Origin of the sequence: Delftia tsuruhatensis NBRC 16741, from assembly GCF_001571325.1 — a bacterium.
In the GTDB taxonomy this organism is placed as follows: domain Bacteria; phylum Pseudomonadota; class Gammaproteobacteria; order Burkholderiales; family Burkholderiaceae_C; genus Comamonas; species Comamonas tsuruhatensis.
In genome coordinates this window covers 50407-72491 of record NZ_BCTO01000031.1, presented here as the reverse complement: position 1 = coordinate 72491, position 22085 = coordinate 50407, and the positions used below count along the sequence as shown (strand labels likewise).

At 68.4% G+C, this 22085-nt stretch carries 17 protein-coding genes and 1 other RNA gene; 7 read left to right on the top strand and 11 right to left on the bottom strand.

What is annotated here, in order from left to right; genetic code table 11:
- The first annotated feature begins 318 nt into the window (after positions 1-318).
- Positions 319-1275 (top strand): tripartite tricarboxylate transporter substrate binding protein, encoded by a 957-nt coding sequence (locus DTS01S_RS16065; protein WP_016448063.1) that lies wholly within the window; start codon positions 319-321, stop codon positions 1273-1275.
- A 45-nt stretch (positions 1276-1320) separates the two neighbouring features.
- On the opposite strand, the gene DTS01S_RS16060 is transcribed toward DTS01S_RS16065, so the two are convergent.
- Positions 1321-3177: an ABC transporter ATP-binding protein gene (locus DTS01S_RS16060; protein WP_016448059.1), complete on the bottom strand. Its 1857-nt coding sequence runs from the start codon at positions 3175-3177 to the stop codon at positions 1321-1323.
- A 301-nt stretch (positions 3178-3478) separates the two neighbouring features.
- Entirely contained in the window at positions 3479-4693 is a 1215-nt protein-coding gene (locus DTS01S_RS16055) for an MFS transporter (protein WP_017406937.1), read from the bottom strand.
- A 104-nt stretch (positions 4694-4797) separates the two neighbouring features.
- On the opposite strand from DTS01S_RS16055, the gene DTS01S_RS16050 reads away from it, so the two are divergent.
- Positions 4798-5706, top strand: coding sequence for a LysR family transcriptional regulator (locus DTS01S_RS16050; protein WP_017406936.1), 909 nt, complete (start codon positions 4798-4800; stop codon positions 5704-5706).
- Positions 5707-5767: 61 nt separating this feature from the next.
- Here DTS01S_RS16050 and cysK read toward each other — a convergent pair whose 3' ends face one another.
- A complete protein-coding gene (gene cysK / locus DTS01S_RS16045; protein WP_017406935.1) occupies positions 5768-6685 on the bottom strand; it encodes a cysteine synthase A in 918 nt (305 codons plus the stop codon).
- Positions 6686-6823: 138 nt separating this feature from the next.
- On the opposite strand from cysK, the gene DTS01S_RS16040 reads away from it, so the two are divergent.
- Positions 6824-7759, top strand: coding sequence for a LysR family transcriptional regulator (locus tag DTS01S_RS16040; protein ID WP_017406934.1), 936 nt, complete (start codon positions 6824-6826; stop codon positions 7757-7759).
- Positions 7760-7779: 20 nt separating this feature from the next.
- On the opposite strand, the gene DTS01S_RS16035 is transcribed toward DTS01S_RS16040, so the two are convergent.
- From DTS01S_RS16035 to DTS01S_RS16020, 4 genes are all read right to left on the bottom strand, one after another.
- Positions 7780-9150 (bottom strand): amidase, encoded by a 1371-nt coding sequence (locus tag DTS01S_RS16035; RefSeq protein ID WP_017406933.1) that lies wholly within the window; start codon positions 9148-9150, stop codon positions 7780-7782.
- Positions 9151-9200: 50 nt separating this feature from the next.
- On the bottom strand, positions 9201-9878 hold the full coding sequence (locus DTS01S_RS16030; protein WP_061288110.1) for a DUF2848 domain-containing protein: 678 nt from the start codon (positions 9876-9878) through the stop codon (positions 9201-9203).
- 105 nt (positions 9879-9983) lie between these two features.
- The gene (locus DTS01S_RS16025) at positions 9984-11309 is read right to left on the bottom strand and encodes an MFS transporter (RefSeq protein WP_016448052.1); all 1326 of its coding nucleotides are present in this window, start codon (positions 11307-11309) and stop codon (positions 9984-9986) included.
- Positions 11310-11567: 258 nt separating this feature from the next.
- Complete coding sequence (locus DTS01S_RS16020) at positions 11568-12467, bottom strand: DMT family transporter (protein WP_046241200.1); 900 nt, start codon at positions 12465-12467, stop codon at positions 11568-11570.
- 96 nt (positions 12468-12563) lie between these two features.
- Between DTS01S_RS16020 and DTS01S_RS16015 the strand changes: the two genes are divergently transcribed.
- Positions 12564-13358, top strand: coding sequence for an AraC family transcriptional regulator (locus DTS01S_RS16015; protein WP_016453123.1), 795 nt, complete (start codon positions 12564-12566; stop codon positions 13356-13358).
- A gap of 56 nt (positions 13359-13414) precedes the next feature.
- Positions 13415-13847, top strand: an RNA gene (gene rnpB, locus DTS01S_RS16010) — RNase P RNA component class A.
- Positions 13848-13891: 44 nt separating this feature from the next.
- Here the strand turns inward: rnpB and DTS01S_RS16005 are convergent.
- The 4 genes from DTS01S_RS16005 to DTS01S_RS15990 all read right to left on the bottom strand — a co-directional run bounded on the left by DTS01S_RS16005 (position 13892) and on the right by DTS01S_RS15990 (position 20378).
- On the bottom strand, positions 13892-16366 hold the full coding sequence (locus DTS01S_RS16005; RefSeq protein ID WP_017406931.1) for a TonB-dependent siderophore receptor: 2475 nt from the start codon (positions 16364-16366) through the stop codon (positions 13892-13894).
- A 146-nt stretch (positions 16367-16512) separates the two neighbouring features.
- Entirely contained in the window at positions 16513-17496 is a 984-nt protein-coding gene (locus tag DTS01S_RS16000; protein ID WP_017406930.1) for a FecR domain-containing protein, read from the bottom strand.
- Between the two features lie 414 nt (positions 17497-17910).
- On the bottom strand, positions 17911-18654 hold the full coding sequence (locus DTS01S_RS15995) for a pseudouridine synthase (RefSeq protein ID WP_012203381.1): 744 nt from the start codon (positions 18652-18654) through the stop codon (positions 17911-17913).
- A 53-nt stretch (positions 18655-18707) separates the two neighbouring features.
- Positions 18708-20378 carry an MBL fold metallo-hydrolase gene (locus tag DTS01S_RS15990; protein ID WP_061288109.1) on the bottom strand — a complete coding sequence of 557 codons (1671 nt, stop codon included), beginning with the start codon at positions 20376-20378 and terminating at the stop codon, positions 18708-18710.
- A 127-nt stretch (positions 20379-20505) separates the two neighbouring features.
- Here DTS01S_RS15990 and dapF point away from each other — a divergent pair, with 127 nt between their 5' ends.
- Positions 20506-21366 (top strand): diaminopimelate epimerase, encoded by an 861-nt coding sequence (gene dapF, locus DTS01S_RS15985; RefSeq protein WP_016448046.1) that lies wholly within the window; start codon positions 20506-20508, stop codon positions 21364-21366.
- Positions 21363-22076 carry a DUF484 family protein gene (locus DTS01S_RS15980; protein ID WP_016448045.1) on the top strand — a complete coding sequence of 238 codons (714 nt, stop codon included), beginning with the start codon at positions 21363-21365 and terminating at the stop codon, positions 22074-22076. The genes dapF and DTS01S_RS15980 overlap by 4 nt, the downstream gene beginning before the upstream one ends.
- Positions 22077-22085 lie beyond the last annotated feature (9 nt).

The window sequence follows — 22085 nt, the reverse complement described above, 5'->3', positions numbered from 1 at the left end:
GGCCTCGAAAAACAACCACCCGGCAGGGACAAAAACAGCTATCAATGGCAGCAGCTTTGAAGACAGATCCCGCCCCATGACTGTCGCCTCAAAGACATGCCCCACCCCCCACAATGCGCAAAAAAACACCCCACCACCCCCCGCAAACCAAGCAACCACGCCACCCCCTGCTATAGAGCCATCAGTCCCGCACCCACGCTGCGCGTTTTCCCCACAAGCCCCAACGCTACGGGCTTGCCCGAATCCATGGTTGGCATGCATCCATCTAAATTGAACAGCAGCAAGTTCGATGGTCGTGAGCCTCTGAGGAAGATGGAAATGCAAAGACGAGTGTTTGGCGCATGGATGTGCGCATCGGTCCTGATGACGGGCGCAGCATGGGCGCAGGACAGCTATCCCAGCCGCCCCATCAGCCTGGTCGTGCCCTACGGCGCGGGCGGCGTGACCGATGTGGTGGCGCGTGCGCTGGCCCAGGGCATGGGCAAGCAGCTGGGGCAGACCGTGGTGATCGAGAACAAGCCCGGCGCAGGCGCGTCCATGGGCGTGATGGACATGCGATCGGCCAAGCCGGACGGCTATCGCCTGACGCTGGCGCCCGTGAGCATCTTCCGCCAGCCGCACATCCAGAAGGTGCAGTACGACCCGGTGCGCGATCTCAGCTACATCGCCACCTACATGACCTATGACTTCGTGCTGGCCGTGCCCCAGGACTCGCCGTTCAAGACGGTGCAGGACCTGGTCGAGTTCGCCAAGAAGAATCCGGGTGCCGTGGACTACGGCACGCCGGGCAAGTTCACGGCCAACCACGTGGTGATGGCGCTGCTGGAGCAGGCCACGGGCGCACGCTTCACGCATGCGCCCTTCAAGGGCGATGCCGAGGCGCTGAACTCGCTGATGGCCGGCCACATCAAGTCCGGCGTGTACGCCAACACGGTGCTGCCGTACCTGAGCTCGGGCAAGCTGCGCGCGCTGGCCTCGGCCTCCGAGGTGCGGCCCGAGGCCTTTGCCAACGTGCCCACGTTCCGCGAGGCCGGTTATGCCTTCGATGTGCCCTCGCCCTTGGGCATTGCTGGGCCGCGCGGCCTGCCGCCCGAGATCGTGCGCAAGCTCGAAGCCGCCATCAAGGCCGCCATGGACGACCCGGCCTTCCGCCAGGTCGTCGGCAACTACGGCGTGCGCACGCAGTTCCGCGGCAGCCAGGAGTACACGGCGTTCGCCAGGAAGGCGTTCGAGGACGAGAAGAAGATCGTGCAGAACATAGGCCTGGAGGATTGAGGGGCAACCCGGCCATGGCCCGCAGGTCCACCAGCCGGTGAGCGTCTAGCCGTTGGCGTTGGCAGCTTCCGAGCCCTGCTCTGCGAGGAAGCCGCCGCTCTGGTGCGACCACAGCTTGGCGTAGATGCCGCCCAGCTCCAGCAGTTGCTGGTGCGTGCCCTGCTCGACGATCTGGCCCTGGTCCATGACGATGAGCCGGTCCATGGCCGCGATGGTCGACAGGCGGTGGGCGATGGCGATCACGGTCTTGCCGTGCATGAGGCTGTCCAGGCTTTGCTGGATGGCGGCCTCGACCTCGCTGTCCAGCGCGCTGGTGGCCTCGTCCAGCAGCAGGATGGGCGCGTCCTTGAGCATCACGCGCGCAATCGCCACGCGCTGGCGCTGGCCACCCGACAGCTTGACGCCGCGCTCGCCCACCTGGGCGTCGTAGCCGCTGCGGCCCTTGAGGTCGGTCAGCGTGGCGATGAAGTCCGAGGCCTCGGCCTTGTCCGCGGCGGCCAGCATCTCCTGCTCGGTCGCATCGGGGCGGCCGTAGAGGATGTTGTCGCGCATGGAGCGGTGCAGCAGCGAGGTGTCCTGCGTCACCATGCCCACGGCGCCGCGCAGGCTGTCCTGCGTGACGGTACGGATGTCCTGCCCGTCGATGGTGATGCGCCCGCCCTGGGGTTCATGGAAGCGCAGCAGCAGGTTCACCAGCGTGGACTTGCCCGCGCCCGAGCGGCCGATCAGGCCGATGCGCTCGCCGGCGCGAATGTGCAGGTTCAGGTGGTCGATCACCTGCTTGCCGCCGTCCTTGTAGGCAAAGCTCAGGTCCTCGAAGGCGATGGCGCCGTGCGTGACCTGCAGCGGCCTGGCGTCGGGCGCATCCACGATGGTGCGCGGCTTGGTCAGCGTGAGGATGCCGTCCTGGATGGTGCCCACGTTCTCGAACAGGCCCGTCATCTGCCACATCACCCAGTGCGAATAGCCCATCAGCCGCAGCGCCATGGCAATCACCGCTGCCACCACGCCCGCGCTGGCCTGGCCGGCAGACCACAGGTACAGCGCCGTGCCCGTGGAGCCCACCAGCAGCAGGGTGATCATCAGGTGGTTGGTGATCTCGAACAGGCTGACCAGCCGCATCTGCGCATAGCCGGTGGACTTGAAGGCGTCCATGGCGTTGCGAGCGTACTCGGCCTCGCGGCGCGTGTGGGCGAACAGCTTGACGGTGGCGATGTTGGTATAGGCATCGGTCACGCGGCCCGTCATCATGGAGCGCGCATCGGCCTGCTCCTTGCCGATCTTGCCCAGGCGCGGAACAAAGTAGAAGCAGGCGCCGATATAGGCCAGCAGCCACAGCGCGAACGGAATCATCAGCCGCCACTCGAAGCTGGCCGCCAGCACCAGGATGCCGATCATGTAGACGCTCACGCCCACCAGCACATCGACCACCATGAACACCACTTCGCGCACCGACAGCGCCGTCTGCATGATCTTGGTGGTGATGCGGCCCGCGAACTCGTCCGCATAGAACGACATGCTCTGGCCCAGCATCAGCCGGTGGAACACCCAGCGCAGGCGCATGGGGAAATTGATGGCCAGCACCTGGTGCATCACTGCCGTGTGAAAGGCCAGCAGCAGCACGCTGGACAAGAGGATGGCGGCAATGCCCCAGACCGTGCCGCGCTGCTGCTCCCAGAAGCCTGCCGGCGACACGGTGGAAAGCCAGTCCACCACATGGCCCATCAGGGCGAACAGCGCCGCCTCGTAGACGGCCAGCAGCGCCGAGGTGCAGGTCAGCAGCGCGATCCAGCCGCGCATGCCTTGCGTGCAGGCCCAGATGAAGGCAAAAAAGCCCTTGGGCGGGACCGTGGGCTCGACGCTGGGATAGGGCGGGACGCGTTTTTCAAAGAAACCGAACAAGATTTTTTTACTCCTTGGTCAGACCATCGTAGGCCAGAGTCGGGTTTGCCCGATGCGCGTTCAGCATGACCTTTGGACGCAACATGTTTTGTAAGAGATCTCCACACAACTGTCTTACGCCGGGTTGGGCGTCACGTCTGCGCTGCACACAGGCGGCGGTCCGGGATGCGGTCGCGGCGCCGGTACGGATTGTCCAGGCCCGAGGCGGTTCACTTTGTGCGCGAGCAGACAACGCAGCATGCAGCGGCCAGCAACAATGCACGCCGCTGCGGTTGCCGGTCCTGGCTCTTCATGGAGTGGATCATGCGCAGTGCGCGTGCCTTGCTCGCCCCGAGCGTGCCATGCACAGCGCCGCCACGGCCGCCAGCATGGCCAGGTCGGCGGCAACCCGGCCCGTGGACAGAGGGCCTGCGGTCTGCAGTGCCCATCCGCCCAAAAGGGCACCCAGCGCAATGCCGGCATTGGCGGCCGAGACATTGGCCGTGCCCGCCAGGGCCTGCGCCTGGGGTGCGGATTGCATGACGCGGATCTGGCAGACCGGGTACAGGGCCGTGTTGGCCACGCCCCAGACGGCCAGCGCGACCACCAGCCAGGGCAGGGCCTGGGCTAGCTGCACGGTGGCCGCCATGCCCAGGGCCAGTAACAGGCACAGGGCCGCTGTGACTCTCAGCGCGTGGCGCTCGGCCCAGCGCCCGCCCAGCCAGTTGCCGGCCAGGCCGACGGCGCCAAATCCCATCAGCCACCAGCCCACGCGTGCGGGTGCCACGCCGGCGGCGCGCTCCAGGATTTCGGCCAGATAGGTATAGGCCGTGAACATGGCCGTGAAGACCAGCACCGACAGCGCAATCTGCGCCAGGAACCGGGGAGTGCGCAACACGCGCAACTGCTGCGCCAGGGGCATGCGGGGCGCGCCTTCAAGCGCCGGCATCTTCCATTGCAGGGCCAGGGCCACCAGCAGCGACAGCAGGGCCAGCAGGCCGAAGGCGCCGCGCCAGCCCACGGCATCGGCGGCCAGCGTGCCCAGGGGAATGCCCAGCAGCAGCGCCGCAGAAATGCCCAGGTAGACGCTGGCCACGGCACGGCCTGCGCGTGACGGTCCTGCCAGTTGCGCAGCGGTTTCGCTGGCCGTGCCCCAGAACACCGGCAGCGCCATGGCCGGCAGCAGGCGCGCCAGTGCCAGCACGCCCAGGCTGGGCGCCACGGCCGCAAGCGCATTGGAGCCCGCAAACAGCAGGGCAATGGCCACGAACAGGCGCTTGCGGCCCACCGGTGCCAGCCAGGCCGTGAGCGGCGGACCGGCCAGCGCCACGACCAGGGCGAACAGCGTGACCAGCTGGCCGGCCGCCGCAGCGCTGGTGCCCAGGTCGCGCGCCAGCGCCGGCAGCAGGCCGACGATCAGGAACTCCGTTGTGACGATGACGAAAGCCGCCACCGCCAGCACGGCGGTGGCGGCCTTGCCTTGGGTGGCAGGAATGGAGGGGCGGGCATCGCGGTTCAGGGATGGGGCAGGGGACATGCGCAAAGACTCCGGGAAAAGAAACAACAGGACCGCGAGCTTATTTAAGATGTAAATTCTTATCTCGGATGAATTTTCTGCAGATACTGGAAATTGATTCTTGAATGAAAGCCGCCATCGCCATGTTTCCTTCGGAGCGTCTCAAGGGTATCGAGGCCTTTGTCTGTACCGCAGACGCGGGCAGTTTCACGGCTGCTGCCGAGCGGCTGCACCTGACAGGCTCGGCCGTGGGCAAGGCCGTGGCCCGGCTGGAAGCCCGGCTGGCGACGCGCCTGTTTGAACGTACGACGCGGCGGCTGCGGCTGACCGATGCCGGCGAGGCCTTCTACCGCACCTGTGTGCGCGTGCTGGGCGAGCTGGAGTCGGCCGAGCAGGTGCTGGCCGCCGAGCACCTGGAGCCCGCAGGCAGGCTGCGCGTGGACCTGCCGGCGCTGTACGGACGGCTCAAGGTGATGCCGCTGCTGCTGGAGTTTGCACAGCGCCATGCGGCGGTGCAGCCCCAGGTGTCGTTCACGGACCGCTTCGTGGACGTGGTGGACGAAGGCATCGACGTGGCCGTGCGCATAGGCGGCAGCGTGCAGCTGCCTGCGGGGCTGGGCCAGCGTCTGCTGGGGCGGGAGCGGCTGGTGTTCTGCGCATCGCCTGCCTATCTGGAGCGGCGCGGAGCGCCTGACAGCCTGCAGGCACTGGCCGGCCATGATGCCGTGGCCTATGGAAGGACCGATGCAGGCATGAGTGCATGGCAGAGCAGTGCCGGAGCCATTGCGGTGCAGCCGCGCATGGTGCTGGGCGATGGCGAAGCGGTGGTGGCTGCCGTGATGGCGGGCTGCGGCATCGCCCAACTGGCCACGTGGATGGTTGAGGCGCCGCTGCGCGATGGCCACCTGCTGCGGCTGCTGCCCGGCGCCGAAGTCGATGGCCTGCCGCTGCACCTGGTCTGGCCGCGCAGCCGCCAGTTGCTGCCCAAGGTGGATGCGCTGCTGCGGCACCTGGCTCAGGGCCTGACGATCTGAACGGATCTGCCATGACAAAAGGCCCGCGAAGGGCCTTTGGCTTGTTCAGGGGGCAGGGCGGTCAGGCCGGCAGGAAGCCTTCCACCGACAGGTAGCGCTCGCCCGTGTCGTAGTTGAAGCCCAGCACCTTGGCGCCTGCGGGCAGCTCGGGCAGCTTCTGCGCGATGGCGGCCAGGGTGGCGCCCGAGGAGATGCCGACCAGGATGCCTTCCTCGCGGGCCGAACGGCGTGCGTACTCGCGCGCGGGTTCGGCCTCGACCTGGATCACGCCGTCCAGCAGGCTGGTGTCCAGGTTCTTGGGCACGAAGCCTGCGCCAATGCCCTGGATGGGGTGGGGCGAGGGCTGGCCGCCCGAGATCACGGGCGAGGCGGCAGGCTCCACGGCGAAGACCTTGAGCTGGGGGAATTGGGCCTTGAGCACCCGCGCCACGCCGGTCAGGTGGCCGCCCGTGCCCACGCCGGTGATCAGCACATCCAGGCCTTCGGGGAAGTCGGCCAGGATTTCCTGGGCGGTGGTGCGCACATGCACATCGATGTTGGCGGGGTTCTCGAACTGCTGGGGAATCCAGGCGCCGGGTGTCTGGCTGGCCAGTTCCTGGGCGCGGGCGATGGCGCCCTTCATGCCCTTTTCCTTGGGCGTGAGGTCGAAGCTGGCGCCGTAGGCCAGCATCAGGCGGCGGCGCTCGATGCTCATGCTCTCGGGCATGACCAGCACCAGCTTGTAGCCCTTGACGGCGGCCACCAGGGCCAGGCCCACGCCGGTGTTGCCGCTGGTGGGCTCGATGATGGTGCCGCCGGGCTGCAGGGCGCCGGATTTTTCGGCGTCCTCGACCATGGCCAGCGCGATGCGGTCCTTGATGGAGCCGCCGGGGTTGCCGCGCTCGGACTTGATCCACACATTGGCACCGGCGCCGAACAGGCGGTTGATGCGCACGTGGGGCGTGTTGCCAATCGTTTGCAGGATGTTGTCAGCTCTCATCGGACCTCCGCGATTTTGGGGTGGTGGTTGGACAGTCGGGGTGTTGCGCAGCCAGCGTGCGCGGTCACGGAGCATTGTGCACGCAGGCGTTCCATGCATGGGCTATATCGATATGGCCTGGACGGCTAACATCGCCGCATGAATCTACGGTTCCTGGAAACCTTTGTGCTGCTGGCCGAACTGCGCAATTTCCGCATGACGGCCGAGCGGCTGTACACCACGCAGGCCGCCGTCTCCAGCCGCATCGCCACGCTGGAGCAGGAGTTCGGCGTGCGCCTGTTCGACCGTGGCGTGCGCGAGGTCACGCTCACAGCCGACGGCGCCAAGGCCCTGGTCCATGCCGAGCGCATGCTGCGCCTCATGCGCGAGATGCGCGAGGACATGCTGGACAAGCAGGCCTATGCGGGCGTGATCCGCATCGGCGCCATCGAGTCCATCGTGCACAGCTGGTTTCCCGATTTCCTGGCGCTGCTGCAGCAGCGCTATCCGCGCCTGCAGGTGGAGATCGCCTGCGACACCACGCTGCACATGTCCGATCAATTGGTGAAGGGCCAGCTGGACCTGTCGCTGCAGGCCAAGCCCGTGACGGCGGCCGGCGTGGGCCATCTGTCGCTGGGTGAATTTCCCATGGCCTGGGTGGGCAGCCCCAAGCTGGGCATTGGCGACGAGACCCTGAGCCTGGCCGAGCTGGCGGCCTTTCCCATCATGTGCTTTGCGCGCGGCTCCGAGCCGTATGCGGTGATCGAGCAGCTGTTCTCCACCGAAAGCAGCGCCTCGGTGCACCTGAACTGCATTGCCTCGGTGGCCACCATGATCCGCGTGGTCTGCGACGGCCTGGGCGTGGCCGCCGTGCCGCCGGCCATCATCCAGCGCGAGCTGGCCGAGCAGCGCCTGCGCCTGCTGCGCGTGGACCGGGAGTTCCCCTCGCTGCCGCTGGTGGCCTGCTACCGCAATGACCACCAGAACCCGCTGACCGAAGTGGTGGCGCGCGCGGCCGAGGAGACTGCTGCCGCCTTTGCGCTGAACCACGGCCAGGCCGTGGCGCGGCTGCCGGGCAGCGGCCTGGGCGGCTAGGCCCGAGGCCGCCTGGTCGATCAGCCCTGCGCCGAAGCTAGCAGCTGCTCCACGGCCAGGGCCACGGACAGCAGTCGCCGGTCCTGCCCGCCGAGGCCGGCCAGGCTCAGGCCCACGGGTGCCTCGCCTGCGCGGTGGCAGGGCAGGGAGATGGCGCAGCCGTCGAGGAAGTTGATCAGCGTGGGGTTGCGCAGGATCAGGCCGTTGGCGCCGAAGTAGGCCTCGTCGCTCTGCGTGAGGTCGGCGATCTTCGGGGCGACCACGGGCACGGTGGGCATGACGATCAGGTCATGGTCGGCCATCTGCGTGCTCACGGTGGCAATCCACTGCCTGCGGCGTGCCAGCAGGTCGATGTAGTCGGCCGCGCTGATGTCCTTGCCGCGCAGGATGCGCGTGCCCACGCGCGGGTCGTACTCGGACAGGCGCGTGGCGATGTGGTGGCGGTGCCAGGCCCAGGCCTCGGCGGCCGTGAAGCCGCCCTTGGAATTGATGTCGGCCAGCTCGCCGAAGGGCGCGACCACGGCATGGGTGATGTGGGCGCCCGCCTGCGACAGCCGGGCCAGCGTGCGCTCCCAGGCCGCGGCCACGGTGGCGTCCATGCCGTCCAGCACCACGTTGGTGGGTACCAGCAGGCGCAGGCCCTGCAGCGGGGCGGCATGCAGCTCGCCCAGCGGCTCGCCGGAGAGGATGGCGTCCAGCGTGGCGCAGCAGCGCACGCTGGGGGCCAGCGGGCCGATGGAGTCCAGGTTGGCCGACAGCGGCAGCACGCCTTCCATGCTCACGCGGCGCGCCGTGGGCTTGAAGCCCGTGAGCCCGCACAGCGCCGAAGGAATGCGCACCGAGCCGCCTGTGTCCGAGCCGATGGCCGCCATGGCCATGCCGTCGGTGACCGAGATGGCCGCGCCCGAGGACGAGCCGCCCGGGATGCGGCCGCCGTCCTCGTCACGCTGCCAGGGATTGCGCGGCGTGCCGTAGTGCGGGTTGATGCCCAGTCCCGAGTAGGCGAACTCGGTCATGTTGGTCGTGCCCACGATGACGGCGCCGGCCTGGCGCAGGCGCTGCACCACTTCGGCCGTGCGCTGCGCGGGCGGTGCGTCGGCCAGCAGGCGCGAGCCGCCCAGCGTGGGAAAGCCGGCGATGTCGAACAGGTCCTTGACCGAGACCGGCAGGCCCTCGATGGGCGAGCGCGCCAGGCCGGCCGCACGCAGCACGTCGCTGGCGCGGGCCTCGGCCAGGGCCGCGCCCTGGAACACGCGCGTGAACACCTTGGGGCCTTCCCCCGACATGGTGCGGGCCAGGGCCTGCTCGGTCAGCTGCACCGAGGTGGTTTCGCCGCCATGCAGGCGCTGTGATGCCAGTTCCAGGCTGGGCAGGGGGAGGGCTTGGGTCATGTGGGAAGTCCTGTGGGTGAAGGCGGGCGTGGGCGGATCGGAGTCGCGGCTCAGGCCACGACGTCCAGCAGTTCGCTGCGGTAGCTGTGGCGGATGGAACGCTGGCTGCGGGGATCGTACAGCTCCATGGAGAACTGCGTCGAGGGGCGGATGCCGCCGATGGCGCCCACCGTGCCGCAGGTCATGCCGCAGCCTGCGGGCAGCAGATCCTTGCCGCCCGTGAAGCCTGCGATCAGGTCCTGGGGCGTGCGCAGGCTGGCCAGCGTGCCTTCCTGGTAGAGCACCTCGCGGCCGTCTTCCACGATCCACGAGCGCACGACCAGCTCATCCCAGTGGCCGGCCACGTCGGCAAAGCGCCAGGCCTGGGTGGCCACGGGCTTGACGCAGGCCTGCTTGGAAAAGGCCACGCTGTAGGCTTCCAGCTTGCGGTCCGTGTGGTCGGAGGCCAGGCTCACGAACATCTCGCCTTCGTGCGTGAACACGAAGACCTCGACCTCGCCCGAGGAGTCCGGGCCCAGCACCTGCAGCGCGCTGCGCTGGCTCAGCTGGTTGCTGGAGATGCGGTAGTACAGCGGCACGGCGCTGGGGCGCGGGATGCCGATGGCGGCGAGCTCCTCGATGTGGTGCTCGATGGCATCGCGGTCGCGGCCGGCCCAGCCGGCGACGATGAGGGTGTCGAATTCAGGGGCGAAGGTCTGGCCTTCGGGGGTGGTGAACTGCAGTTGCATGGCAGGCGATCCAGGGGGAATTCGGGGCCGCGGGCCCCGGTGAGAAAACGCGGAAGTCAGGCTGTGGCGTGCGGAGGGCGTGGAGCGGCACCGCACGCGCAGGCCTCACTGCTTCCTGACGAAGAGCACGACCAGGAAGGCCGCCAGGAATTCGAGGGCTGCCACGAAGTACAGGCCCGAGGACAGCGATCCCGTGCTGGTCTTGAGCGCGCCGATCATGTAGGGCGCCACGAAGCCGGCCAGGTTGCCGATGGAGTTGATCAGCGCAATGCCGCCGGCCGCCGCCGTGCCGGCCAGGAAGGCGGCAGGAATCGACCAGAACACGGGAAAGGCCGCGAGGATGCCGATGGAGGCCAGCGTCAGCGCGCACAGGGCGAGCACGGCGTTGTGCAGGAACAGGCCCGTGAGGATCAGGCCCGCCGCCGCGATCAGCGCGGACAGGGCGCAGTGCATGCGGCGCTCGCCGGTCTTGTCCGAATGCATGCCGTTCCAGACCATGGCCAGGGTGCCGGCCAGGAAGGGAATGGCCGAGATCAGGCCGATCTGCAGCGTGTTCTGGATGCCGATCTCCTTGATGATGGACGGCGACCAGAACGCGATGGTGGCGTTGCCACTGACGATGCAGAAATATACGGCGGCGCACAGCCACACGCGGTAGTTGCGGCAGGCGTCCAGGAAGGACACATGCTTGTGGCCGCCCTGGTTCTCGGCCTCCACGGCGGCGGTCACGGCGCGCTGCTCGGCCGCGCTCAGCCACCTGGCGTTGGCGGGCTTTTCGGGCAGGTACAGCAGCACGAAGAAGCCGGCGATCACCGAGGGAATGCCTTCCAGGATGAACAGCCACTGCCAGTTGGACAGATGGCCCACGCCCTGCATGCCATTCATGATGGCGCCCGCAATCGGGCCGCCCACGGCGCCTGCAATGGCGAACGAGGTCATGAACAGGCCGTTGACGCGCGCCCGGTGGCGGGCCGGGAACCAGTAGGTCAGGTACAGCACCACGCCGGGGAAGAAGCCGGCCTCCACCACGCCCAGCACGAAGCGCAGCACGTAGAACATGGTGGGCGTGGTCACGTAGGCCATGGCCATGGAGGCCGCGCCCCACAGGATGGTGATGCGCGCCAGCGTCTTGCGTGCGCCGATCTTCTCCAGCAGCAGGTTGCTGGGCACTTCGAACAGGAAGTAGCCGATGAAGAAGATGCCTGCGCCCAGGCCGTAGATGGCCTCGCTGAACTGCAGGTCGTCCAGCATCTGCAGCTTGGCGAAACCGACGTTGACGCGGTCTATCCAGGCCAGGATGAAGAGCAGGACCAGAAAAGGGATCAGGCGCCAGGCGATCTTGCGGTAGGTGGCGTCCATGTCGAGGGACGCGGCCTCGCCGGCGCCTGTGCTCTGTGCGAGGGGATGTGCGGCGGATGCCGGGCTGCTCATGGGGTGTCTCCTGTCTTCGAAAGTGCAGCGGGCACACGGGCCAGGCCGCTGGGACCGGGCCCGTGTGTCGTGGGAACCTCAGGCGTCTGGCGCTTGCAGCGGTTCCTTTGGCGGCAGTATCGAAAGGCAGGACAGGGCTGTCCAACAAGAAATTATGAGCAGGCCTGAATGCAAATTCTTATGGGCAGCAATGGTGCGGGCGCCGCACCGGCATGCGGCATGCGTGCACCATTTGAGCTCGGGAAAACCCTGATTTTTTCAGGCGGTGGCGGCGGCACGCGGTGCGCGCAAAGGCTGCTTCCACAGCTCGGCCAGCAGCAGGCCGCCGATGGTCAGCACGCCGCCCACGGCGTGGTAGGCCGCCAGGGGCTCGCCCAATGCCATGAAGGCGATCACGGCCGTGAAGATGGGCACGAGGTTGAAGAACATGCTGGAGCGGCCCGGCCCTATGCGCGCCACCGACATCATCCACAGCAGCGGCGCGGCGATGGAGGCCATGATGCCCGCAAAGCCCACCAGCGGCAGGTTGGCCGCGTTCAGCCCCGTGCGCGGCGCCATCAGGAACAGCGGCAGCTGCGCGATCACGGCCACCAGGATCTGCAGGTACAGCAGTTGCACCGTGGCCAGGCGCGGCATGGGCCAGCGCTTGAGCAGGATGTTGTAGACGGCATAGGCCAGCATGGCCACGAACATCAGCGCGTCACCGCCATTGAGGCCCTGGGTGAGCAAGGTGGCAGGCTGCCCCGAAGACACCACCAGGGCCACGCCCGCAATCGCCAGCACGCAGCCCAGCACGGCGCCCCGGCTCAGCGCCTGGCCCAGCATGGCGGTGGACAGGCCCAGCACCATCATGGGCGTGAGCGAGCCGATCAGGCCCATGTGCGTGGCCGATGTCATATGGGCCGCGTAGTAGGCCAGGCTCTGGTAGATCACCATGCCCAGCATCCCCAGCACGATGAGGCGCGGCAGCAGCGGCCGGATGTCGGCGCGCTGGCGCCAGATGGACGGCAAAAGGAAGGGCGTGAACAGCACGGCTGCCACCAGCCAGCGGTAGAAACCGATCTCGGCCGCGCCGATGCTGTCGGCCGCCATCTTGCTGACCACGGTATTGACCGACCAGATGAGCACGGCGATCAAAGGGAAAAGGTAAGACCCCATTGGAAGACTCCTAAGACTGGTCCTATGATCGTTCTGTCCGACTTGGAGTGCATCCCTGGTTTCGGACAATCGATAGCGCAACCCGGACCATCCGCCATGCCCCGTCCCAGCAAGCCCATGCGCATCCAGAACGTCGAGGATGTGCCGGGCGAGTACTACTTCCGCTACGACGAATTCGGCGCCGACACCGAGGTGCCGCCGCACAGCCACAGCTGGGGCCACCTGAACTACACGCCCCACGGCAGCATGTGCATGGACACGGCAGGCCAGCGCTGGGTCTCGCCGCCGCAGTACGGCGTCTGGGTGCCGCCCGGCGTGGTGCACAGCTGCCATGTGGCGCACGCCGTGGTCTACCGCTCGGTCTACCTGGCGCCTGCGCTGTGCAGGGAGCTGCCGGCGCAGCCGTGCTCCATGCGCATCGGCGCCATCGTCAAGGCCATCCTGGCCGACTTTGCCGTGCGCGACGTGCACATTCCCGCCACCGACGCCGACCTGCGCCTGGCCCGTGTGCTCTACGACCAGTTGCGGGCCGTTCCCGTGGAGCCCGGCTATCTGCCGGCCGCCGAACACCCGGCCCTGGTCGAAGTGCTGACCCGCATGCGCGCTGCGCCCGAGGACCACCGCAGCCTGGCCCAATGGGCCGCCAGCGTGCACATGACCGAACGCACCCTGGCGCGCCACTGCCAGCGCGAGCTGGGCATGGGCCTGGGCGAATGGCGCCAGCGCATGCGCTACCTGCTGGCCATCGATGCGCTGGAGGCCGGCCTGAGCGTGCAGCAGATCGCCTATGACCTGGGCTACAGCACGCCCTCGGCCTTCATCGCCATGTTCCAGCGCGAGGCCGGGACCTCACCCGAACAATTCCGCCGCGAGTTCTGCATGCCTCCGTGAGGCTGTTGCGCCATCTGTCTGCAGCCCGGCCCCAGCCGCGAGATAATGCCGCCCGTGAAGCACGCCAGACCGCCGCTGGTGCAATCGTGGAAACACGGCACTGGAGGAACGTCCGGACTGCACAGGGCAGCGTAGCAGCTAACGGCTGTCCACCGTGAGGTGAGGATCAGAGCAACAGAGACGAGTCGGGGACATGTGCCGCCAACTTGGTGTTCTATGGGGTGCCAGCGCAAGCTGGCGACGGATGGCGCAAGCCAGACGCCCAGGCGAAAGCCTGGGCCCCATAGCCACCCGGGGACGCGGAACGCGTCCCCGGGTGAAACGGGCAATCTCTACGCGCAGCAATACCAAGTAGGCACACGTTGACGGGGCCCCCGGAGTGTGCGGGTAGGTAGCACCGAGCCGGGCGGCGACGCCCGGCCCAGATTAATGGCGGTCACATGCGGGCAACCGCGTGCACAGAATCCGGCTTATCGGCGCGCTTCACACTTTCTTCCATGCCCCGCCACCGGCGGGGCATTTTCATGGGCGGTTCAGAACTGGTATTTGGCCGTCAGCAGCAGCCTGCGCGGCACGCCGAAATAGTTGCCGCCGTTGGCCGTGCCCAGGGTCTCGAAATAGCGGCGGTCGAACAGGTTGCTGATGTTCATCTGCAGGTCCAGCTGCCGGTTCACGCGATAGCCGATGACCAGGTCGGCCACGGCATGGGCGGGCTGGCGGATTGCATAGCCCTCGGCGCTGGTCAGCGACTCGGACGTGGTGCGGCTCTGGTAGCGCAGGCCGCCGCCCACGCGCCATGCGCCCAGCTCGCCGCCCAGGTGGTACATGGCCGACAGCTTGAGCTGGTGGCGCGGCGTGTAGCTGGCATAGGGCGCGCCCTTGGCGCCTTCGGTGCTGTCGCTGGCGATCTCGGCCTGGGTGAAGGTATAGCCAAGGCCGGCGTTCAGGCGCGGCAGGATCTCGCCGCTGATGTCCACGTCCAGCCCCTTGCTCTTGACCTTGCCGACGGAGCGGTAGCAATTGGTCTTCACCGTGCAGGAGTTGATGTCCGCGATGGCCTGGGGCAGGTTGTCCTGCGTGGTGTTGAACACGGCAACGGCCAGGTTCACGCGCTCGTCCAGGTAGCTGCCCTTGAGGCCCAGCTCGAAATTGCGGCCCTCCACCGGCGCCAGCATGCTGCCCGAGACATCCAGAAAATCCTGCGGCCGGAAGATGCTGGTGTAGCTGGCATAGGCCGAGTAGGTCTTGCTGATGTCATAGGTCAGCGCCGCATAGGGCGTGGCATGGGCTTTCTCGCTGAATTCGCGCTCCCGGCTCCAGCTGCCCTGGCGCTGGACGTTGGTGAAGTCGTACCAGTCCAGGCGCGCGCCGGCGATCAGGTTCAGCGGCTCGGCCAGCAGGAAGCGGCCCGTGGCGTAGGCCGAGGTCAGCGTGGTCTTCTGGCGGCGCGTCCACAGGTCTTCGGCCAGCAGGCCGGAGCGGTCCAGCGAGTCGGGGTTCCAGGTATAGGGATCGACGCCATTGGCGATCAGCCATTCCCCCGTGGGCGACAGGTAGCTGTAGCCCTGGTCGCTCCAGCGGATGGTGCGGCGGCTGAGGCCGAAGGCCAGGTCATGCTCGCGGCCGAACAGGCGCACGGGGCCCTGGGCCGAGGCATCAAGGCTGAGCTGGCGCTTGTCGTAGTCGTACAGGCCGCCGGCCACGTCGTAGCGCGTGCGGCCCTGGTCGTCCAGGCCGCCCGAGACCAGGTAGGCGCCGTCCAGCGCGGACTGGGCCTGCAGGGCGCGCGCGGCCAGCCTGGCCTTCCAGCCGTTGTCGAAGCGGTGCTCCAGGTCGGCGAACAGGCTGACCTCCTTCTTGTCCCATTTGCTCCAGGAGGGCGAGAAACGCCTGGATCGCGCAATGTCGAGGAAGGAGCCATCGAAGCCCATGGGCACGCCCATCCATTGCGAGCCGGGGTTGTCTTCGTTCACATAGGAGCCGCCCACGCTCAGCGTGGTGTCGCGCCCCAGGTCGAACTCGGCGGTGCCGTACAGCAGCTGGCGGCGGCTGCTATAGCCATCGATGAAGTGGTCACGCGACTGGGCCGAGGCCACCACACGCCCGCGCGCCGAGCCGTCCTCGTTGAGGGCGCCGCCCACATCGACCTCGCCCACGGCCTGGTTCCAGCTGCCGCCGCGCAGGGTGACCGAGCGCTGGGTGGTGCGCGGCGCGCGCTTGCGCACGAAGTTGATGGTGCCCGAAGGGTCGCCCACGCCCGTCATCAGGCCCGTGGGGCCGCGCACCACTTCCACGTGGTCGTACATGGCCATGGTGTCGTAGGTGGAGGTGTCGGTTTCATACGAGACGGGCACGCCGTCCTGCAGGAACGAACCGATCACGAACCCGCGCGAGAAGTAGCGCGCCCGGTCGTCGCTCCAGCGGTTGATGGTGATGCCGGTGGCGCTGTTGGCCACGTCGTCGATGGACAGCATGCCCTGGTCGTCCATCTTCTGGCGCGTGACCACGGTGAGGGACTGGGGCGTCTCGCGGATGGACAGCGGCAGCTTGGTCGAGGTGCTCATCAGCCCCGTGGTGTAGGAGCCCGAGCCCTCGGTGGTCGTGGTCTCGCCCACGGCGGACACCGTGACTTCGGGCAGGGCCACGGTGCCGGCGGGCTTTTCCACCACCAGCGTGCCCTGGCTCGCATGGCCTTCCAGCCCGCTGCCGCGCAGCAGCCGGGCCACGGCGGCGGCGGTGCTCAGGCGCCCTTCCACGGCGGGCGCACGGCGGCCCTGCACGAGTTCAGGCGCGGCCAGCAGCTGCAGGCCAGCCTGGCGGGCCAGTTGGGCCAGTGCCTGGTCCAGCGGCTGGGCGGGAATGTGGAAGTCGGTGCTGGCGGCCGTGACCGGGGCCGGTGCCGCCTGGGCCAGAGCGGCTGGAGACAGCTGCACGGCCAGCAGCGCGATGCCCGCGGCAACGGCATGGTGGCGGGCAAGGCGGGAAGGTTTGGAGGGGAATGAAGACATGGAAGGTCCCGTGGCGGATCTGGGCAATGGCGATTCCCGGGCTGCGAATGCGTCGCGTTCCCGGGTCCTCATGCCTATACGAACGGGCGCAGGCATTCCCTCATGCCTGGTGCGCATGCGACGTGCATTCCGGGGCTATGGGCGCATCAGCTGCGGCGGCGGATGACCAGGGTGCGCCCGCTTCCCGGGCCCTGTTCCTCTTCCTGCACGCTGACCGGCAGGGTGCGCGGGAGCATGCGCAGCCAGCCCTGGGCCGCCGCAATGCGCACGCGCCCCAGCACGGGCAGGGCGGCGGCGTCGGGCTCCACGCGCAGTGGCTGCAGGCTGTAGCGCTCCAGGCGCCGGACCACCTCGGCCAGCGGCGTGTTCTGGAAGTCCAGCCAGCCCTCGCGCCAGGCGGCCACTGCCGCAACCGTTTGCACGGCGGCCGTCTGGCCTGGCGCCAGGCGCAGCATCTGGCCTGCGCCCAGTGCATGCCGGGCGCCGCTGCCGTCGCGCACCTGCACGCGGCCCGCATCGACGGCGACCAGCACCGCATCGTCCTCCAGCGCCACCTCGAAGCGCGTGCCCAGCACGGTGACCTGTACGTCCGCCGCCTGGACCACGAAGGGCCGTTCCGTGTCGCGCGCCACGGCGAAGAAGGCGCTGCCGGCCAGCAGCCGCACCTGGCGGCGCGTGGCGTAGAAATCCACCTCGGCGCGGCTGGCGGCGTCCAGCGTCAGGGTGCTGCCGTCGGGCAGGGGCTGGTTCAGCAGGCGGCCGGTGGCCGTGGCCAGCCGCACCTGGTACTGCGGCATCCACTGGCGCCAGGCCAGCCAGATCGCCGGGCTGCCGACACCCAGGCCCGCCATCCCCAGCAGGGTGGACAGGGCGCGGCGGCGGCCCGTGCGTGGTGCGGGTGCGGCGGTGTCTCCGCGCCAGCGGTGCAGCGAGGCTTCCACGCTGTCCATGGCGCGCATGACCTCGCGTTCCACGGTTTTGACCGAGACGCCGTGGCGCTCGGCCAGCTCGGCATGCGAGGCGCCCTCGATGCGGTCGGCCAGGAAGATGTCGCGGCAGCGCGCCGGCAACTGCGCCAGGGCGCCTTCGACCCCGGCCAGGGCCTGGCGGTAGGAATGGGTGTCGGCCACATCGGAAGGAGGGCGGCTCGCCTTCCCTCGCGCTGGTGTCAAAGCGCTCGGCCGTGCGCTGGCCATGGCGCAGGTGGTCGATGGCGATGTTCTCCATCACCGCGTAGAGATAGGCGCGGCTGGCGCCTGGCGGACTGTCCGGCGCGGCGGGCGCATCGCTTTCGCCGCGCTGGCGTTCGGCCAGGCGTATCCAGGCGTCATGCACCAGGTCACGCGCTGCCTGCGGGCCGGCGCGGCGCGCCACGAAGCGCACCAGCTCGTGGTAGCTGTCCTGGAAGGTGCTCAGCAGGGAAGAGGAGTAAGAGGCGGGCGCAGGCATGCGGGAGGCCCGAAGGCAGCACGGGAATCCCGCATTCTATGAAATGATTCTCATTTGCCGAATGTGCTGCCCGCCGCGCACCCGGCAATGCCGGCCTAGAACCGCTCCCAGGGCATCAGGTAGCGCCACTGGCCTTCGGGCACCTTGGCCAGAGAGAGGCGGCCAATGCGCAGGCGGCGCAGGCTGACCACGCGCAGGCCCACTTCGGTGCACATGGCGTCGATCTCGTCGGGGGCGATGCCCTTGAGCGCAAAGCGCAGGTGGTTCTCGTTCTGCCAGCTCACGCGGCAGGGCGGCAGCTGGCGCTTGCCGATCGGCAGGCCGGCCTTCATCAGCTCCAGGCCGTCCTCGTGGATCTGGCCCTCGACGCCGACGATGCATTCCTGCTCCAGCCACATGCCTTCCTCCCCCAGCTTGCGCGCCACGCGCTTGTCCTGGGTGTAGACGATGAGGCCGCTGGCCGGCAGCGGCAGGGGCAGGAAGGATTCCAGGTTCTTGAAGTGCTGGGCCAGCACCAGCAGCGGCATGGGCGTGTCCACCTGGGCCATGCTGGCTTCGCCCAGCAGGGAGTGGGCGCTGCGCACCCGGCCATAGGGCCGGCCCTGGGTATAGCCCGCAGGCTTGTTCATCAGCAGGGTGACGGGCGGCACGGCCTCGGGCTGGGCGCCGCTGCGCAGCGTGACCTGCTGCTCGGGGCGCACGCGCGTCTCGGGCAGTTGCACGACCTTGCCGTCCACCTGGACGTTGCCGGCGGTGATATGCAGTTCGGCCTCGCGGCGCGAGCATTGTTCCTGTTCGGCCAGGCGCTTGGCCAGGCGAACGCTTTCAGATTCAGACATGCGCGCAGCTTAACCAGATACCAGGCCCCGCGCGCGTCGTCGGTCATTGCCGGTCATTGCCGCCCGCACAGCGCACGGATGCGCTCCACATGCGCCAGCAGCGAGCGCTCGGCAATCGGCCACAGCTGCGGCGGGGCGTCGTCATAGGCCAGGCGCACCCAGTCCTGCACGCTGCCGTCGGGCTGTCTTTGCATGGCGGCCAGCACCTTGGCCTCGCGCGCCAGCCGGTGGGCCTTCAGCTTGGCGATCGCCTGGCGCGCAAAGCCCAGCACATAGCCATGGGCCGGCAGGATGAAGCGCGCATCGTGCGCGGCGCACAGCGCGTCCAGCCTGTCCAGCGAATCGATGTACTCGCGCATGTTGCCGTCGGGCGGATCGATGATGGTGGTGCTGCCGTTGAGGATGTGGTCGCCGCTGAACAGCAGGGCATCTTCCTCCAGCAGAAAGCACACGTGGTTGGCCGCATGGCCCGGCGTGAACACGGCCTGCAGCGTGTGGGTGACGGTGCCTTGCGCATCCTGCACGGCGATGCGCTGGCCATCTGCCAGCACGTGGTCTGGCGTGAAGCGGCTGGCCGGCCGGGCCGTGGGTGCCGAAGGCAGGCCGCCGATGGCCGGGCGTGGCTTGCCGGCCTGCACCGCCAGCGCCTGCAGCAGGGCTGCGCCCGGCGAATGGTCGGCGTGGGAGTGGGTGCACAGGATGTGGCGTATGTCGCCGCCGGCCGCCTCGAACAGGCGCTGCACATGCGCGGCGTCGGCCGGGCCGGGATCGATGCAGATGTAGCCCGTGGCGGTATCGCCCACCAGATAGCTGTTGGTGCCGGGGCCGGTCATCACGCCGGGGTTGGGGGCCGTCAGGCGCAGCAGGTTCTTGCGCAGGGGTACGGCGCGCTCGCTCTGCCAGTCCAGCGTGTGCAGGATCTGGCCGTCCGGGCAGACCATTTCCAGCTCGCCGAAGGGGGCCTCGTCCTCCATGTGGCGGGCTTCCTTGCCATCGAGAAAGCCGGTGCGCGGGCAGCACTGCCACAGCGGCCGCTCGCCTTGCAGGGCGGCGAACACGGCATCGGTGCCCGCGAAGCGGCTGAGCCGGTCCAGCGTGCGGATGGTGGGAAAGATCATGGGAAAGCTACCGGCGCGGTGGCGCTCCAGCGCTTGCTGGGGGCTCACCCAGATGGGCTCGAACTGTTCCGATCCGTCGGCGTCAGGCTCCTGGCCTTCGGGCATGCGCGCCACGAAGAAAGGCACATCGAAGCGCCGGGGCAGGTCGCGGTCGGCCGTCCAGTGGGCCAGGTACCACAGCGCATCCACGGCCAGGCGCAGGCCGCGTGCCTCGCACTGGGGAACCAGGGGAGCATTGCGGTCCAGCGTGGCCAGCTCGGCGGCCGATACCGGTCGGCCCTGGGCATCGTGGGCCAGCAAAATGCCGAGCTCCTCGAAAGTCTCGCGCAGGCCGGCGATGGCCTGGGTGACGCGCAGGCCATCGCCGGCCTGCGCGGGGCGGGTGCTGGCGCAGGCATGGGCGGCGTCGGCGGCGTCCTGGGCCTCGATGCCGCCGCCCGGGAAGACATAGGCGCTGGGCACGAAGCTGGCCTTGGGCGAGCGCCTTGTCATGAGCACCTCCAGTCCGCTGCCATCGGCGCGGTCGCGCATCAGCAAAACGGTGGAGGCCTTGAGCGTGTCTACGGGCTGGCGCTGGGGGTGCAGGAGCTGGCTGGGGCGGGTCATGGGGGCATTATGCGGATGGACCTGCATCGTGCTGTTGCGCCGGAGACGCAGGCGGCTGGATGGCGCTCTGCGCCAGGGCATGCCCCGGATTGCGCCATGAGGCTGCCGTGCAGGGGATAATCGCGGGATGCAGATCCGCTTTACCAAGATGCAGGGCGCTGGCAACGATTTCGTGGTCCTTGACGAAACCGCCGGCCCGCTGGGCCTGAGCGCAGCCCAGTACCGCTTTCTGGCCCACCGCCAATTCGGCGTGGGCGCCGACCAGATCCTCACGGTGCGGCCCTCGCCCGCCGAAGGCATCGACTTCGAATACGTGATCCACAACGCCGACGGCGGCGAGGTCGAGCAGTGCGGCAACGGCGCGCGCTGCTTTGCCCGCTATGTGCACGACAAGGGACTGACGGACAAGTCCGTCATCCGCGTGCAGACGCTGGCCGGCCTCATCGCCCCCGAGCTGCATGCCGATGGCCGCGTCACCGTGGACATGGGCCAGCCCGTGCTGGAGCCCGCCCTGGTGCCCTTCGATGGTGCAGGCCTGGTTCCCCGCCCGCTGGGTGCGGCGCAGCAATGGCCCCTGCAGCTGGGCGACGAAGCCACGGTCTGGATCGCCCCCGTTTCCATGGGCAACCCGCATGCGGTGCAGCTGGTGGACGATGTGGACCATGCGCCCGTGGCCACCTGGGGCCCGCTGATCGAGCGCCATGCGCGCTTTCCCCAGCGCGTCAATGCGGGATTCATGCAGATCGTCGATCGCGGCCAGATCCGGCTGCGTGTGTACGAGCGCGGTGCCGGCGAGACGCTGGCCTGCGGCACGGGCGCCTGCGCGGCCGTGGTGGCCGGCATCCGCTGGGGGCTGCTCGACGCGCGCGTCGATGTGCACACCCGCGGCGGCCGGCTGACCATCGAGTGGGACGGCGGCGCAGTGCGCATGACCGGCCCCGCAGAGTTTGTTTTTGAAGGACAGATCGAGGTTCCCGACCAGCCATGAACAGCACTACCGATATCGCCGTCACCGAAGAGACGATTGCCGACTACCTGCTGAACCATCCGGAATTCTTCGAGCGCCACGCCGAGATGCTCGCGCGCGTGCAGCTGGTCAGCAGCCACAGCCCGCGCACCGTAAGCCTGCAGGAACGCCAGGCCGAGATGCTGCGCGAGAAGATCAAGGGCCTGGAGCACCGCATCATGGACATGATGCGGCACAGCAGCGAGAACGCCTCCATCGCCGACAAGCTGCACGCCTGGAGCTGCGCCCTGGCCAAGGTCCAGGACCTGCGCGAACTGCCCCATGCGCTGACGGCCAGCCTGCAGCATGTCTTCGAGGTGCCCCAGGTGGCCCTGCGCCTGTGGAACGTCTCCGGCGCGCAGACCAGCAGCATCTACACCATGGGCGTCAGCGACGATGCCAAGTCCTTCGCTGCCTCGCTGACCATGCCGTTTTGCGGCCCCAACATGGGCTTCGAGCCCGGCGGCTGGCTGGTCGATCCCGACGCGGCCCAGTCCCTGGCCCTGCTCACCCTGCACGATGGCGACCCCGGCAACCCGGCCCATGCCTTCGGCATGCTGGTCCTGGGCTCGCCCGATCCGCTGCGCTTCGAGGCAACCATGGGCACGGAATTCCTCTCGCGCATCGCGGCCCTGGCCAGCGCGGCCCTCTCGCGCATGCGGCCCGTGGCGCTGACCCTGGCGCGCGGCTGATCGGCTGAA

Bases quoted from the DNA above. Each gene is read 5' to 3' on its own strand.
- DTS01S_RS16005 (WP_017406931.1), bottom strand. From the start codon at position 16,366: ATGTCTTCATTCCCCTCCAAACCTTCCCGCCTTGCCCGCCACCATGCC.
- DTS01S_RS15995 (WP_012203381.1), bottom strand. From the start codon at position 18,654: ATGTCTGAATCTGAAAGCGTTCGCCTGGCCAAGCGCCTGGCCGAACAG.
- DTS01S_RS16065 (WP_016448063.1), top strand. From the start codon at position 319: ATGCAAAGACGAGTGTTTGGCGCATGGATGTGCGCATCGGTCCTGATG.
- cysK (WP_017406935.1), bottom strand. From the start codon at position 6,685: ATGAGAGCTGACAACATCCTGCAAACGATTGGCAACACGCCCCACGTG.
- DTS01S_RS16040 (WP_017406934.1), top strand. From the start codon at position 6,824: ATGAATCTACGGTTCCTGGAAACCTTTGTGCTGCTGGCCGAACTGCGC.
- DTS01S_RS16055 (WP_017406937.1), bottom strand. From the start codon at position 4,693: ATGTCCCCTGCCCCATCCCTGAACCGCGATGCCCGCCCCTCCATTCCT.
- DTS01S_RS16025 (WP_016448052.1), bottom strand. From the start codon at position 11,309: ATGAGCAGCCCGGCATCCGCCGCACATCCCCTCGCACAGAGCACAGGC.
- DTS01S_RS16015 (WP_016453123.1), top strand. From the start codon at position 12,564: ATGCCCCGTCCCAGCAAGCCCATGCGCATCCAGAACGTCGAGGATGTG.
- DTS01S_RS16030 (WP_061288110.1), bottom strand. From the start codon at position 9,878: ATGCAACTGCAGTTCACCACCCCCGAAGGCCAGACCTTCGCCCCTGAA.
- DTS01S_RS16020 (WP_046241200.1), bottom strand. From the start codon at position 12,467: ATGGGGTCTTACCTTTTCCCTTTGATCGCCGTGCTCATCTGGTCGGTC.
- DTS01S_RS16035 (WP_017406933.1), bottom strand. From the start codon at position 9,150: ATGACCCAAGCCCTCCCCCTGCCCAGCCTGGAACTGGCATCACAGCGC.
- DTS01S_RS15980 (WP_016448045.1), top strand. From the start codon at position 21,363: ATGAACAGCACTACCGATATCGCCGTCACCGAAGAGACGATTGCCGAC.
- dapF (WP_016448046.1), top strand. From the start codon at position 20,506: ATGCAGATCCGCTTTACCAAGATGCAGGGCGCTGGCAACGATTTCGTG.
- DTS01S_RS15990 (WP_061288109.1), bottom strand. From the start codon at position 20,378: ATGACCCGCCCCAGCCAGCTCCTGCACCCCCAGCGCCAGCCCGTAGAC.
- DTS01S_RS16050 (WP_017406936.1), top strand. From the start codon at position 4,798: ATGAAAGCCGCCATCGCCATGTTTCCTTCGGAGCGTCTCAAGGGTATC.